Origin of the sequence: Longispora fulva, from assembly GCF_015751905.1 — a bacterium.
Lineage (GTDB): Bacteria > Actinomycetota > Actinomycetes > Mycobacteriales > Micromonosporaceae > Longispora > Longispora fulva.
Window position 1 is genome coordinate 3,650,265 of the sequence record NZ_JADOUF010000001.1, and the last position, 14,099, is coordinate 3,664,363.

The 14,099-nt window shown below is 71.7% G+C and carries 11 protein-coding genes; 8 read left to right on the forward strand and 3 right to left on the reverse strand.

What is annotated here, in order from left to right:
• Positions 1-39: 39 nt before the first annotated feature.
• The 3 genes from IW245_RS16070 to IW245_RS16080 all read left to right on the forward strand — a co-directional run bounded on the left by IW245_RS16070 (position 40) and on the right by IW245_RS16080 (position 3,669).
• Positions 40-840, forward strand: coding sequence for a trypsin-like serine protease (locus tag IW245_RS16070; RefSeq protein ID WP_197003989.1), 801 nt, complete (start codon positions 40-42; stop codon positions 838-840).
• Positions 841-1,054: 214 nt separating this feature from the next.
• Entirely contained in the window at positions 1,055-2,098 is a 1,044-nt protein-coding gene (locus IW245_RS16075; RefSeq protein WP_197003990.1) for a hypothetical protein, read from the forward strand.
• 74 nt (positions 2,099-2,172) lie between these two features.
• Positions 2,173-3,669 (forward strand): IMP dehydrogenase, encoded by a 1,497-nt coding sequence (locus IW245_RS16080; protein WP_197003991.1) that lies wholly within the window; start codon positions 2,173-2,175, stop codon positions 3,667-3,669.
• A 16-nt stretch (positions 3,670-3,685) separates the two neighbouring features.
• Here IW245_RS16080 and IW245_RS16085 read toward each other — a convergent pair whose 3' ends face one another.
• Positions 3,686-4,393, reverse strand: a complete 708-nt coding sequence (locus IW245_RS16085) for a hypothetical protein (RefSeq protein ID WP_197003992.1) — start codon at positions 4,391-4,393, stop codon at positions 3,686-3,688.
• A complete protein-coding gene (shbA, locus tag IW245_RS16090; protein WP_197003993.1) occupies positions 4,380-4,961 on the reverse strand; it encodes an RNA polymerase sigma factor ShbA in 582 nt (193 codons plus the stop codon). Before shbA ends, IW245_RS16085 begins: the two co-directional genes overlap by 14 nt.
• 95 nt (positions 4,962-5,056) lie before the next feature.
• Here shbA and IW245_RS16095 point away from each other — a divergent pair, with 95 nt between their 5' ends.
• The 3 genes from IW245_RS16095 to IW245_RS16105 all read left to right on the forward strand — a co-directional run bounded on the left by IW245_RS16095 (position 5,057) and on the right by IW245_RS16105 (position 9,236).
• Complete coding sequence (locus tag IW245_RS16095; RefSeq protein ID WP_233473107.1) at positions 5,057-6,247, forward strand: glycoside hydrolase family 3 N-terminal domain-containing protein; 1,191 nt, start codon at positions 5,057-5,059, stop codon at positions 6,245-6,247.
• Positions 6,248-6,570: 323 nt separating this feature from the next.
• A complete protein-coding gene (locus tag IW245_RS16100) occupies positions 6,571-8,946 on the forward strand; it encodes a terpene synthase family protein (protein ID WP_197003994.1) in 2,376 nt (791 codons plus the stop codon).
• Between the two features lie 83 nt (positions 8,947-9,029).
• Positions 9,030-9,236, forward strand: a complete 207-nt coding sequence (locus IW245_RS16105; RefSeq protein ID WP_197003995.1) for a hypothetical protein — start codon at positions 9,030-9,032, stop codon at positions 9,234-9,236.
• A 262-nt stretch (positions 9,237-9,498) separates the two neighbouring features.
• On the opposite strand, the gene IW245_RS16110 is transcribed toward IW245_RS16105, so the two are convergent.
• Complete coding sequence (locus IW245_RS16110) at positions 9,499-11,613, reverse strand: hypothetical protein (protein ID WP_197003996.1); 2,115 nt, start codon at positions 11,611-11,613, stop codon at positions 9,499-9,501.
• 109 nt (positions 11,614-11,722) lie between these two features.
• Between IW245_RS16110 and IW245_RS16115 the strand changes: the two genes are divergently transcribed.
• Both IW245_RS16115 and IW245_RS16120 read left to right on the forward strand, forming a co-directional pair.
• On the forward strand, positions 11,723-12,739 hold the full coding sequence (locus IW245_RS16115) for a helix-turn-helix domain-containing protein (RefSeq protein ID WP_197003997.1): 1,017 nt from the start codon (positions 11,723-11,725) through the stop codon (positions 12,737-12,739).
• A gap of 118 nt (positions 12,740-12,857) precedes the next feature.
• Positions 12,858-14,069, forward strand: coding sequence for a CapA family protein (locus IW245_RS16120; RefSeq protein WP_233473106.1), 1,212 nt, complete (start codon positions 12,858-12,860; stop codon positions 14,067-14,069).
• The last annotated feature ends 30 nt before the right edge of the window (positions 14,070-14,099 follow it).

A 14,099-nucleotide genomic window follows, 5' to 3' on the forward strand; every position in this document is an offset into this window, starting at 1 on the left:
CGCCCGACACGGTCGGACGCACCGCCCTCCGGAGGTCAGATGAGAATCGACACCACCCGACTCGGTCTGTGGCTGGCTGGCGCGAGCGCCGCGGCGGTACTCGTGGCCGCCGCGCCGGCCAGCGCCGTCACGTCCAACGGCGTGCCCGACGCCGGGGCCCACCCGTACGTGGGCGCCATGCTGGCCGGGGCCGACGACCCGTACACCCGGTGCTCGGGGACCCTGTTGTCCCCCACGGTGTTCCTCACCGCCGCGCACTGCATCGACGATCTGCCCACCGAGGGCCGGACCCGGGCGTACGTCACGTTCGACGAGCACTACGTCCGGGGCCGCTCGATCCTGCACGCCGGCACCATGCACGAGGACCCGGGCTACGCCACCGGCAACGGCCACGACGCACACGACATCGCGGTCATCGTCCTGGACACCCCGGTCGCCGCCGCCGGCTACGGCAGGCTCCCGACGGCCGGCAGCCTGGACACGCTGGCCGCTCAGGGCGGGCTGAACACGGCCCGGTTCGACGTGGTGGGCTACGGCACCCAGGAGGCGGCGCGCGGCCCGGGCGGGCACACCTTCCCCGGCGGGGACAGCCGGATGCGGGCGTCGGCGGAGTTCAACGCCCTGAACCCGTACTGGGTGCGGCTGTCGCAGAACCAGCACACCGGCGACGGGGGCGGCTGCTACGGCGACTCGGGCGGCCCGAACTTCTTCGACGGCACCGACCTGCTGGCGGGCACCACCATCACCGGCGACGGCCCCTGCTACGCCACGAACGTGATCTACCGGCTCGACACCGACTCGGCGCGCGCCTTCCTGGCCGCGTTCGTGCCGCTGCCGTAGCCGACCGGGGGGAGGAGGCTCCGCCTCCTCCCCCTGACACCTTCCGGGCAGAATCCGGGCAAGCCTTAACGTCCGATCAGTACGGCGTAAAACCCTACGAAGAATATTGACGCTGGTCTATATCTAGGCCTAGCGTTCCGCCTCACCGGATCTTCCGATCCGGTGACCCAATCGGGGGTGGGCCGGCTTTCCACTTCGTACTGGAGGACCGACCATGCGCACGAGCACGTTCCGCACGATGGGCACAGCCCTCGCCGCCCTCGCGGTGGCGGCGGCCAGCCTCGCCGCCGCGACACCGGCACAGGCGGCGGGCAACGAACTCAACCACCGTCCGCACTCCTACCCGGCCAAGGACCACTCCCTGGCTGCCAGGCCCACCAAGGCGCTGAGGTACGGCGGCGGCGTCGACGGGATCGGCGTCACGACCGGCCACGAGAAGGTGTACGTCATCTTCTACGGCTCCCAGTGGGGCACCGCCGGCACCGACGCCAACGGGTACATGACGCTGACCGGGGACGCCAAGGGCATGGGCCCGCGGCTGCAGGCCATGGCCAAGGGGCTCGGCACGAACAACGAGCTGTGGTCGGGCGTCATGACCCAGTACTGCGAGGGCGTCGCCACCGGCGCGACCTCCTGCCCGGCCGGCTCGGCGCGGGTCGCCTACCCGACCGGCGGCGCGCTGTCGGGCGTCTGGTTCGACAACTCCGTCGCCTCCCCGTCGGCCGCCACCGCGCGCCAGCTGGGCGACGAGGCGGTCCGGGCCGCCGCGCACTTCGGCAACACCACGGCGGCGTCGAACCGCAACGCGCAGTACTTCATCGTCTCACCGACCGGCACCCACCCGGACGGCTTCAACACGCCCAACGGCGGCTTCTGCGCCTGGCACGACTACAACGGCGACCCGTACGTCGGATCGCCCTCGCCGTACGGTGACATCGCCTTCACCAACGCGCCCTACGTCACCGACATGGGCTCGAGCTGCGGCGCGAACTACGTCAACTCCGGCACCGCCGGGGCGCTGGACGGCGTGACGATCGTGATGGGCCACGAGTACTCCGAGGTCATCACCGACCAGAACCCGGCCGGCGGCTGGACCGACTCCACCGGGTACGAGAACGCCGACAAGTGCGCCTGGAACGGGACCGGCGGGACCGGCGGCGCGGTCAACGTCGCCTTCAGCACCGGCTCGTTCGCGATGCAGGGCACGTGGTCCAACGACAGCAACAACTGCCGCAACACCCACCCGATCGTCACCTGAGCAGGAGGTGGGGCACCTCGCGGGTCGAGGTGTCCCACTCCCCCGGGTCGCCGCGGCGTCCGATAGGGTTCGGCATGGCACAGATCATCGCCGAGGTTTCCCGGACGTTCAACGAATTCCTCCTCCTGCCCAACCGCACCCGGACCGACTGCTCGGTGGGGGCCGTGGACCTGAGCACCCCCCTGGTCCGGCACCGGGTGGGCGAGTCGCCGGCGATCACGCTGCGGGCCCCGTTCACGTCGGCGATCATGCAGGCGGTGAGTTCCCCGGAGCTGGCCATCGCGCTCGCCCGGGACGGCGGGCTGAGTTTCCTGCACCACAACCAGTCGATCGCCGAGCAGGCCGCCGCCGTGCGCCGGGTGAAGAACTTCAAGGCCGGGTTCGTGGTCAGCGACACCAATGTCCGTCCCACCGACACGCTGGGCCACCTGCTCGAGGTGATGCGGCGTACCGGTCACAGCACCGCGGCCGTCACCCAGGACGGCTCCGCGACCGGCCGACTGCTCGGCCTGGTCACCTCCCGGGACTTCCATCCGCAGCGGCACGGCCTGGACGGACCGGTCAGCGGCCGGATGATCCCGGTCGCCGAGCTGCAACACGCAAGCAGCGACATCACGCTCTCGGCGGCCAACGCCCGGCTGTGGGACGAGCGGCTGGACTGCCTGCCGGTGCTCGACGCCGAGGGGAACCTGCAGTTCCTGGTGTTCCGCTCCGACTACCAGGACAACAAGCGGTTCCCGCACCAGCTGGTCGACGCGGGCAAGCGGCTGCGGGTCGGCGCCGGGATCAACACCCACGACTACCGCGACCGGGTGCCGGCCCTGGTGGCCGCGGGCGCCGACGCGTTGTGCTTCGACTCCTCAGACGGGTACAGCGACTGGCAGGCCGAGGCCCTGACCTGGGTGAAGAAGCACTACCCCGACGTAGCCACCGGCGGCGGGAACGTCGTGGACGCCGAAGCGTTCACCTTCCTCGCCGAGGCCGGCGCGGACTTCGTCAAGGTCGGGGTCGGCGGCGGCTCGATCTGCATCACCCGGGACCAGAAGGGCATCGGCCGCGGCCAGGCCAGCGCCGTGCTGGACGTGGCGGCGGCCCGGGACGCCTTCGCCGCGCGGACCGGCGAGTACGTGCCGATCTGCTCCGACGGCGGGCTCGTGCACGACTACCACATGGCCCTGGCCCTGGCGATGGGCTCGGACTTCGTGATGATGGGCCGGTACTTCGCGCGCTTCGACCAGGCGCCCGGCGCGAAGTTGCCGACCCGCGACGGCTTCGTGAAGGAGTACTGGGGCGAGGGCTCCAACCGCGCCCGCAACTGGCAGCGCTACGGCCAGGGCGGCCAGGGGCTGGTCTTCGAGGAGGGCGTGGACGGCTACGTGCCCTACGCCGGTGACCTGCACGAGGGGCTCGCGGTCACGATGACGAAGATCAAGTCCACGATGGTGTCCTGTGGTTCGCTCACCCTGCCGGAGTTCCAGGCGTCGGCCCGGCTGACGCTGGTCTCCGAGCAGAGTTTCCAGGAGAGCCACGCCAACGTGGCGGTCCGCGAGACCGCGCCGACGACCGGCTGAGGCATCCAGGGACGGCTCAGTGTTCGCCGGGGCGCTTCGTGGTCGGCGTGGTGACGGGCCCCTTGCTGCGCTCGCCGTCCCCGCCGTGCTCGGAGGGTTCGGGGGTCGACGGCTTGCGCTTGTCCGCCGACTTGCCGGTCGAGCCGGCTCCGCCCCCACCCGGCGACGGCGTGGCGACCGGCGTCCCGGAGCGCCCGCCCGGCACCGGGGACGGGCCGGCTCCGGCCTGGGCCCACAGGACCGCGAGCCGCTCGCGCAACCGGCGGGCGGCCTCCGTGGAGTCGACCTTCCCTAGTTGGCGCTCGGCCTCGGCCAGGTGGACCTGTGCCTGGTCCGCGCGCCCCGCAGCCAGGTCCTGGCCAGCGGTCGTCAACGAGCGCTCGGCGGCCTGCTCGGCCAGCGCCGACTCGGCCCGGTCCGCGTACGCCAGCCGGGTCACCGGCCACAGCACACTGCCCGGCCGGGCGTCACCGGCGGCCGCGGCCACCCCGCCGGCCCCGGCCACCAGTACGAGACCGGCGGCCACCGCGACGAGCAGTCGACGCCGACGGGGCGGCGCGAGCCGCCACGCGACGAGCACACCGTCGGCGGGGCTGGGGTCGTCGGCGTCGGCCCGCCACTCGGCCAGGGCCAGCAGGAGCAGGTCGTCCGTCACGGGCTTCTCGCCCCGGCCGATCGCGTCCAGCGTGGCGTCGGTCGTGCTCAGGTCCTCAAACGCGTTCACTTCCCCACCTCGCCTCCACCATCGCCCGCAATTTTCCGAGTGACCGGTGCTGGGCCACCCGGACCGCACCCGCCGTCATGCCCAGCACCGCGCCGGTCTCCTCCGCCGACAGCCCCACGGCCACCCGCAGCAGCACGATCTCACGCTGCGCCGGGGTGAGCTCCCCCAGGAGGCTCGACAGTCGCCGCGACAGGTCAGCGGCCACCGCCAGGGTCTCCGGGCTCGCGTCCGGGTCCGGCCGTTCGGGGACCGACTCGACCGGAGCGTGCGCCAGGGCCCGTTGGGCGGCCCGGTGCGCGTCGGACACCTTGTGCCCGGCGATTCCGAACACGAAGGCGACGAACGGCCGCCCCACGTCCCGGTACCGGGGCAGAGCCTTCATCACCGCCAGACATACCTCCTGAGCCACGTCGTCGGCCGTCACGAACCCGCCGCCGACCCGGCCGAGCCGCGCCCGGCAGTACCGCACGACCAGCGGCCGCAGTCGGGTCAACAGATCCGACAAAGCGGAGGAATCACCAGCAGCGGCACGTACCGCGAGCTCACCGAACTCGTCCTCTCCCACCATCGCCAGCACCACCTCCTCCGTTACCGATCCACCGGCCCCCGGCAACCTAGCCAACCCAGCCGGCGGACGCCACCTCGGCCGGTAACGTGGACGGGGTGAAGGGCGCCGGGCTCACCCGCCGAGGCCTGCTCGCCGGCATCGGCTCCACCGCGGTCGCCGCGGGGCTGGGTGCGTGCGGCGCAGAACCCGCGCCGAAGCCGGCCACGTCCGGCTCCCCCGGCCCTGGGACGCCGAGCGCGTCGACGGGGACCAACGAGACCGCCCTCCGCCGGAAGATCGCCGGCATGCTCGTGGTCGGGTTCCGGGGCGACCGGGTCGGCCCGGACGACTGGATCACCCGCGCGGTCCGCGAGTCGGGCGTCGGCGGGGTCATCCTCTTCGACAAGGATCAACTGACCGGCGGTACCCGGAACATCACCTCCCCCGAGCAGGTCACCGCGCTGATCCGGGCACTCCGCGAGGCCGCGCCCGGGCGGCGGCTGATCGTGTCCGTCGACCAGGAGGGCGGCCAGGTCGCGCGGCTCGGACCGGCGAACGGCTTCCCCGCGACCCGCTCCCAGGCGCAGATCGGCGCCCTCAACTCGCCGGAGGTCACCCGCGGCTGGGCCGAGGACATGGCGGCGACCCTGGTCCGGATCGGGGTGAACTTCACCTTCACCCCCGACGTCGACATCGCGGTCAATCCGACGAACCCGGCGATCGCCCTGCTGGACCGCAGCTTCTCCGCGAATGCCGACGTCGTGGTGTCGTGTGCGACCGAGGCGGTCCGCGCGTACCGGAAGGCCGGCGTCCGGACCTCGATCAAACACTTCCCCGGCTTCGGCAGCGCCACCGGCAACACGGACTTCGAGACCGTCGACGTGACGGACACCTGGACCCGCGCCGAGCTGGAACCGTTCCGGCGCATGGTCGCCGCGGGCAGCGTGGACACGGTGATGGTCACCCACCTCCTCAACCGGCAGCTCGATCCGCAGCGGCCAGCGTCCCTGTCCCGGGCCGTGGTGACGGATCTGCTGCGCGGGGAGCTGGGCTGGGACGGCGTGGTCGTGACCGACGACATGCAGGCCGAGGCGATCTCCCGGCACTACGGCCGCGACGAGGCGGTCGGACTCGCGCTGGAGGCAGGCGTCGACCAGCTCGTGTTCTGCAACCAGGCGGCCTACGACCCGGCGGTGGTCGAGGCGACGGTCGGCGCGGTCGTCGGGCTGGTCCGGCAGGGGCGGATCAGCGAGGCGCGGATCGACCGGTCGGTAGCCCGGATCACCGCACTGTGGCCACCGAACTGACCCCCTCCCAGGAAACACCACATATGGGTACAGGTCAACCCGGCCCCCCAAGTGTCGGATACCTGTCGCGAGACCGGCCGGCCCGGCGCAGACCGCGCGGCGTTCCTCCGCAGCCGACAAGCCTCCCACCTGCGCCGATCCACCACAACGGAGTGTCGCCGCGCCCGCCCCACGCCCCGGATTCCCGGCCGTCCCGGCACGCTGGCACCGCGCTGACCCGTCGCCGTTCGTGCCTCCGATGGGTTGTGCTGACGAGGGGTACAGGTTAGAAATATGAACAATCACCATCTAGCCGATATTTGGTACCCAGGACGGAGGCGGCCGTGGAGCCGTTCGCCCTACCCGACTTCTACATGCCCTATCCGGCCCGGCGGAACCCGCACGAGGAGCACGCCCGCCGGCACTCGGACGAGTGGGCGGCGAAGATGGGGATGCTCGACGCGCACGGGCCGACCGGCACCCTCGTCTGGGACCAGGCGAAACTCTCCGCGAACGACTACGCGTTGATGTGCGCCTACACGCACCCCGACTGCGACGAGACCATGCTCGACCTGATCACCGACTGGTACGTGTGGGTGTTCTTCTTCGACGACCACTTCCTGGACCTGTTCAAGTACACCGGGGACATGGTCGGCGCGAAGGCCTACCTGGACCGGCTCGACCTGTTCATGACCGCCCCCGGCACGCTCCCCCCGGAGCCGGAGAACCCGGCGGAGGCGGGCCTCGCGGACCTGTGGGCGCGCACGATCCCGATGATGTCGGACGGCTGGCGCGAACGGTTCACGGCCTCGACGCACAACCTGATGGTCGAGTCGATGTGGGAACTCGACAACATCAACCGGCACCGGATCGCCAACCCGATGGAGTACGTGGAGATGCGCCGCAGGGTCGGCGGCGCCCCCTGGTCGGCGAACCTCGTGGAGTGCGCGGTCGGCGCGGAGGTCCCCGACCGGCTCGCAGCGCTGCGGCCCCTGCGGGTGCTGCGCGACACGTTCGCCGACGCGGTGCACCTGCGCAACGACATCTTCTCCTACCAGCGCGAGGTGACCGAGGAGGGCGAGAACTCCAACGCGATCCTGGTGCTGGAGACGTTCCTGGGCGTGAGCACCCAGGAGGCGGCGGAGCTGACCAACAGCCTGATCACCTCCCGGCTGCAGCAGTTCGAGAACACGGCCCTCGTCGAGATCCCGCTGATGATCGCCGACAACGCCGTCGCCCCGCACGAACAGGTCGCCGTCGGCCTGTACGCCAAGGGCCTGCAGGACTGGCAGTCCGGCGGGCACGAGTGGCACGCGCGGTCCAGCCGGTACATGAACTCCACGGCCGGCCCCGCGACCCCGGTCCTCGGCGGACCGACCGGGCTGGGCACGTCCGGGCTCCGGATCACCCCGGGGACGCTGGGTGTCGACCGTCGCCAGGCCCAGCACCTGGACGTGCCCGTCGGCCGCGACGTCGGCCACCTGCCGCTGCCGGACTTCCACATGCCCTACGCCCACCGGGTCAGCCCCCACCTGGACGCGTCCCGCCGGCACGGCGCGCGGTGGTGCGAGGACATGGGCATGTTCGCCCCGGTGCCGGGCGTCGTGGGCGGCCGGCTGTGGGACGCCGCGCGCTTCGAGGCGTACGACCTCGCGTACTGCGCCGCGATGATCCACCAGCGCGCCGACCTCGACGCGCTGAACCTGTCCACGGACTGGCTGAGCTGGGGCACGTACGGCGACGACCTGTTCCCCGCCCAGTACGGCAACAGCCGCGACCTCGTCGGCGCCAAGGCGCAGAACGCCCGGCTGACCCTGTTCATGCCGCTGGACCTCGGCCCGACCCCGGAGCCGGTCACCCCGGTGGAGCGCGGCCTGGCCGACCTGTGGCGACGCACCGCCGCCCCGATGTCCATGCCGGCCCGCGCACAGTTCCTCGAGGCCGTGACCAGTATGACGGCCTCGTGGATCTGGGAGCTGGTCAACCAGGTCCAGAACCGGGTGCCCGACCCGGTGGACTATGTGGAGATGCGCCGGGCCACGTTCGGCTCGGACCTCACCATGGGCCTGGCCCGGATCGGCCACGGCGACCTCGTGCCCCCGGAGATCTACCAGAACCGGGTGATGCGCCAGCTCGACAACTCCGCCCAGGACTACGCCTGCTTCCTCAACGACGTGTTCTCCTACCAGAAGGAGATCCAGTACGAGGGCGAGATCCACAACATCGTGTACGTGATGGAGAACTTCCTCGGCGCCGACCGGCTCCGGGCCCGCGACGTCGTACACCGGCTGATGACGGAGCGGATGGAACAGTTCGAGCACATCGTCGCGGTGGAGCTGCCGGCGATGTGCACGGATCTCGACCTGTCCGGCGAGGTCAGGGGCGTGTTGACGAACTACGCGGAGGAACTCAAGGACTGGATGTCCGGGATCCTGGAGTGGCACCGCAAGGTCGACCGGTACAAGCCGGAGTGGTTGGCGGCGGAGCACGGCGTGCCGGGGGCGGCCCCGGTGCCGGGGGGCGCGGCCGGGCCGGGGGTGTTCCGGCTTCCCGGGGTGCCTGCGGTGCCCGGCGTGCCGTCGCGGCCGGCGCCCGTGGCCGCGAGCGGGGAGCCGACCGGGCGTGGTGGCCCCTCGGTCTTCGTGCCGCCGGGCCCCGCCGGTCTGGGCACGTCGGCCGCGCGCCTCGCCGAGCACCTCGAGGTTCGCCGCCGGCCGTGACCTGACGTCCGTGCGACCCGGCGGGTCAGTCCGTGACTGTCCGGAAAGGTGTGTCCCGCCGGTCGCGGGATACCATGGTCGGCATGGAGACGAAGGCTCTGGCCGGAACCCGCGCGCGGCGGCTGACGGGGCTCGGTTTCGCCGTCGGGCTGTTCCTTCTCCTCGTGCCGAAGTACACCTGGATGGATCCCGGGCTGCGCCCGGTCGCCGGTGGGGCCGTCCTGTGCGCGATGGTGGCGATCCTGGTGGTCAGCTTCCTGCGCGGCTACCGGGAGGAACCACGGCGCTGACGCCGGGCGACGGGGTCGATCCTTCGGTCCTCACCGAGCCGACCGCCTTCCTCGCCGGGTTACGGGCGTTGAGGGCTCGCGGACGGCCCCGGACGGACCCCGACAGCCCGGTGGGCCGCGCGGGTGGAGGAGCCACGACGAACAGAGCAGCCCCGACCCCCACGATCAGGGGCCGGGGCTTCGTGGCTCCCGGGCCCGCGCACCGGCCCGGGAGCCACGAAGAGCGACCGGTCCGCTGTCCCTCGGACCGGTCACCACTCGATCAGGTCGTGGTCAGCGTGACGCTGTCGAGGAGGAAGTCCGTGGTCAGGGACGAGTCCTCCGTGCTGACGAACCTCAGCGTCACCGTCCTGCCCCGGAAGGCGGAGAGACTGACGGTGCGGGCGACGTACCCGTTGCTGGCGTTGGTGTTGGAGAACGTGGCCAGGGTCGTGGTCGTGGAGCCGTCGATCACCTGGACCTTGAAGGTGTCGTACGCGGTGGAGCCGGACTCCTGGGTCGCGATCCGCAGGTAGTAACCCAGGGTCGCCGAGGTCGCCGTGGACGGGATGGTGATCTGCTGGGAGAGGGTGTCGGTGTTGACGACTCCGTTGCCGCCCATCCACGCGTACCAGGATCCCTGCTGGGCCGGGTAGTCGGGCCAGTTGCCGACGACGCCACCGGTGATGGTCCAGTTGGCGGTGCCGCTCTCGAAGCCGCCGTTGGCGACGCCCGATCCGGGGGTACCCGTCCGGTAGTCGATCGTGTGGGTGTAGACCAGGTCGCGGGCGGTGGCGGACGTGTCCAGGCCGGTCAGCGGGCGGTCGTCGTTGAACCATTCGCGGAACGTGCTCGACTGGTACCGGCGCATCAGGTCGAACGTGGCCGCCGGCCCGTTGTCGGTCCTGCGCCACAGGTCGATGATCGAGCCGGCCACCCGGCACTCGACCTGGTCGCCGTCCTCGATGTTCGTGTGGCTCGCCGGCTGGCGCGGGTCGAACGGGGCGGTGGTCATCAGGTCCACCGACTCGCCGTCGGGCCAGTAGAACATGCCGTCACCCTTGGCGTACCCGGCGATGGCGTTGGCGAAACCCTCGGTCCACGCGCAGGTCGGGCCGGAGCGCTTCTGCAGGTAGTGCGGGTCAGGGCAGTCGAAGACCGGCCACCAGCGGTTGTACAGCAGGTCCATGAAGTGGTGTCCGGACTCGTGCAGCACCAGGTGCTCGGAGTCGGGGTCGGCGTCCTCCATGGCCACGTACCGGCCGTCGGGGTCGAAGTACGTGCCGTCGGTGCTGCCGGGCTGCCAGTGCAGGGTGATCTTCGTGCAGTTGGCCGTCTCGCGGGCGGTCCAGCAGTTGGTGCCCGAGGCGCGGATGCCCCACAGGAGGTTGAGGGTGTCGAAGGCGTGCCAGCCGCGCATGTACGTGCTGGTGGGTGAGGTGGTGCCGAAGTCCACGGTGCCGGCCTGCACGTTGGTCCGCGCGGCGGTCGTCACGCTGTACGTGTTCGCCCCGGCGTTGTCGGTCACCCGCCACACGCTGGAGTCGGAGGTGAACTTGACCTGCACGGAGTACATCGTGGTCACCGGCGACGTGAAGCACACCGAGTAGCGTCCGTCGGTGGCGCCGGTCAGTCCGGTGGCGTAGGTCTGCGTGGCCGCCGAGGACGTGGTCCTGCCGAGGACGGCGACCGGGATGTTGCGGCCGGCCAGCCACGTACCCGTCTTGTCCGCGACCGTGAACTGGCCCGTGGCGCAGATCTGGCCGGCCGCCGTCGAACGCGGTGCCGCGGCGGTCAGCGGGGTGGTGCGTCCGTTGGCCGCCGGCCGGACAACTCCGGCGTCCACAGCCGGGCTGTCGGTGCCGGCCAGGCCCGCGTGTGAGCCGCCGGCCCTCTCCCCCACCGTGAACACCGTCGATCCGTGCGCCGAGCGGGACTGGTCCGGCACGCCGGCGTCGGTGACGTCGGCCTGGACCTGCGCCGGGCCGGCCTCGAGCGCCGTGACGCGCAGGGTGACGGTCCGGCCGCCGGTGGACAGGGCGAACGTCTGCTCGGCCGCCTGGTCGAGGCCCACGGCGCGCGGGGCGGACAGGCCGGTGCCGGCGGTGTCCAGGCGCAGGGACCGCGGCAGCCGGACCGACAGCCGGGCCGCGTCGATCGACACCTGGGAGCGCAGCCGGATCTTCACCGTCGCCGACTCCCCCACGGCGGGCAGCCGGTCCAGGGTGACCTCGGCGGCGACGCAGGCCGGGCCGGCCTCGTCGTGGTGGGGGCCGTGGGTGGCGACGGAACAGGCGACCGCAGGGGCCTTCGACGTCGCCGCGGCCATCGTCACCGGGACGACGGCGGCTCCGATGGCGAGCACCGCGCCCACGGTGAACAGTCGGATGGGTTTCATGAGGGGGTCCTTTCGAGCCAGCCCGGACGAGGGGACCGGGTAGGGAGAGGCCAGCATGGATGGACGCCCGACCGAGTGCAATATCACACCTCACGGGTACCCTCGGGCCGTGCGACGTCGCCGACCCGGCCCGACAGCCGGGCGCAGGGGCTCTGACCTGCGGCGATGCCGACCCGAAGGGTTGACGCCCCCGGGCGGGGCCGCCGATGATGCTGAATATCCAGAACCGTCGAGTAACAAGGAGGCCCCGATCGACGAGTTCCACGACGTGCTCCAGACCGGGCCGTTCCACACCGCGCTGCGGTGGGCGATCGCCGCGCGGGGGCTCAGCCTCGACCGGCTCCGCGACCGGCTGGCCGTGCTCGGTTTGTCCGTCAGCGTGTCCACCCTGAGCAACTGGCAGCGCGGCGTCAGCCGACCCGACCGTGCCGAGAGCCTGCGCGCCCTCGCCGAGCTGGAGACCGTGCTGCAGGTGCCGGCCAGGGCGCTGTGCCGGCTCCTGGACGAGCCGGCCCACCAGGGCCGCCGCCAGGCCCTGACCCCCGGCACGCCGATGGCGGTCGCCCACCGGCTCAAGGCCGCCCTCGACGCACCGGCCGACCCCGAGCTCGACGTCCTCGCGGTGCGCACCGACGTGACGGTCCTCGGCCCGCACGGCTGGCGGTCCACGGTGCGGGTCGTCGTCCGGGCCCGGCGGTCCGGGGTGCGCCGGCACGTCGTGCTCAGCCACGGCCAGGGCGAGGAGCCCGCCACGATCCGGTCCGGCCGGGACTGCGCGCTCAGCCGGACCCGGACCGACCCCGACGCCGGCCTGGTCGCCGCGGAGCTGGTGTTCCCGGCGTTGAGCCGCGGTGAGGCCTACGCGCTGGAATACCACGTGTCGGGGCCGGTGACCGAGACGTACCACGGAGTCTGGCTCCGGGCCGGCCAACAGCTCGAGTTGACCCTGCGGTTCGGGCCGGGGTCGGGGGCCGAGCGCGCGTACCGGATCTGGCGGCTGGACAGCAGGTCCCCGCACAAGGACGTCGAACAGCTCCGGCTGATCGACTCCCGGCTGACCCATCTGGTCGACCACGACATCACCCCCGGTTTCCACGGGATCCGGTGGAACTGGCTCCCTCGATGAGACAGTCCTTTGTCGAGGGTGCGAATCGCCATGAGGTGCGCATCCGGCAACCGGGATTGGTGCGCGGCCGGATCCGACGCCTATGGTTGCTCCGACCGAAGGACCGGGGGTGGCTGGCGTGCGTCGGCGCATGGTGTGGATCGTGACGGGGGCCCTCGCGGCGGTGGCCGCCCTGGGCGGCGGCGGCTGGTACCTGACGTCGGGTGGCGGCCCCGCGCCCGCGTCCGCCTCGGTCCCGGCGTTCGCGGGCACCCCGACCCCGCTGAACCCCGACCCGGCGGCCGTGACCCGCGACACGGCCGGCCGGCGGACGCTGACCGTCCTGGGGGCCGGCGACGTGCTGCCGCACCCGGAGTTGTGGCAGCAGGCCAGCAAGGACGGCGGCGGCGCGATGGACTTCCTGCCGGTGCTGTCCGGAGCCGCGCCGGCAGTCTCAGCCTCTGACCTGGCGATCTGTCACCTGGAGACGGCACTGGCCCCGGACGGCGGGCCGTTCGAGGGGTACCCGACGTTCAGCGTGCCGCCGACGGTGGTGGGCGGGATCCGGCGCTCCGGGTTCGACGCGTGCTCGACGGCGTCGACCCACGCCCTCGACCACGGCGAGGAGGGGGCACAGCGGACGCTCACGGCCCTCGACCAGGCGGGCCTGGGACACACCGGCACCTTCTCCTCGGCCGCCGCCGCGGCGAAACCGACCATCTACACCGTCAAGGGCGTCAAGGTGGGACACCTGTCCTACTCGAAACGCGGCACAGGCCCACAGCCGCCCGACGGCAAGGCGTGGCTCGTCAACCAGGTCGACGTGGCCGCGATTCTCGCCGCGGCCCACCGGACCCGCCAGGCCGGGGCCGAGATCGTCGTGCTCAGCATGACCTGGGGCACGGAGTACGAGAACGAGCCGGACGCCGACCAGCAACAGTGGGCGAAGAAGCTCATCGCGTCCCCGGACATCGACCTGATTCTCGGCCACCACGCGAACGTCGTGCAGCCCGTGGAGAAGATCTCCGGCAAATGGGTCGTCTACGGGATGGGCAACCTCCTCGCCCGGCACGCCGAACCCGTCAACGCCAATCGCGAGGGCGTGATGATGCGCTCCACCTTCGTCGAGGTCTCCCCGCACAAGTGGCAGGTCTCTCACCTCGAGGCCATTCCGATATGGATGGATCTCAACCCCGACATCCGGTTGGTGGATCTGACCAGGGCGCTGGCGGATCCGGCGGTCCCGGAGGGCAAAAAGGCCATTTACCACGCCGCAATGGGGCGAATTCGGGATCATCTGCTGTCCCACGGCGCGGAGGCCAACGGCCTCGTCGTGCCACAAGGCGGGTAAAGCTGCCCTTTCAGGGGAGGGCGTGCCTTC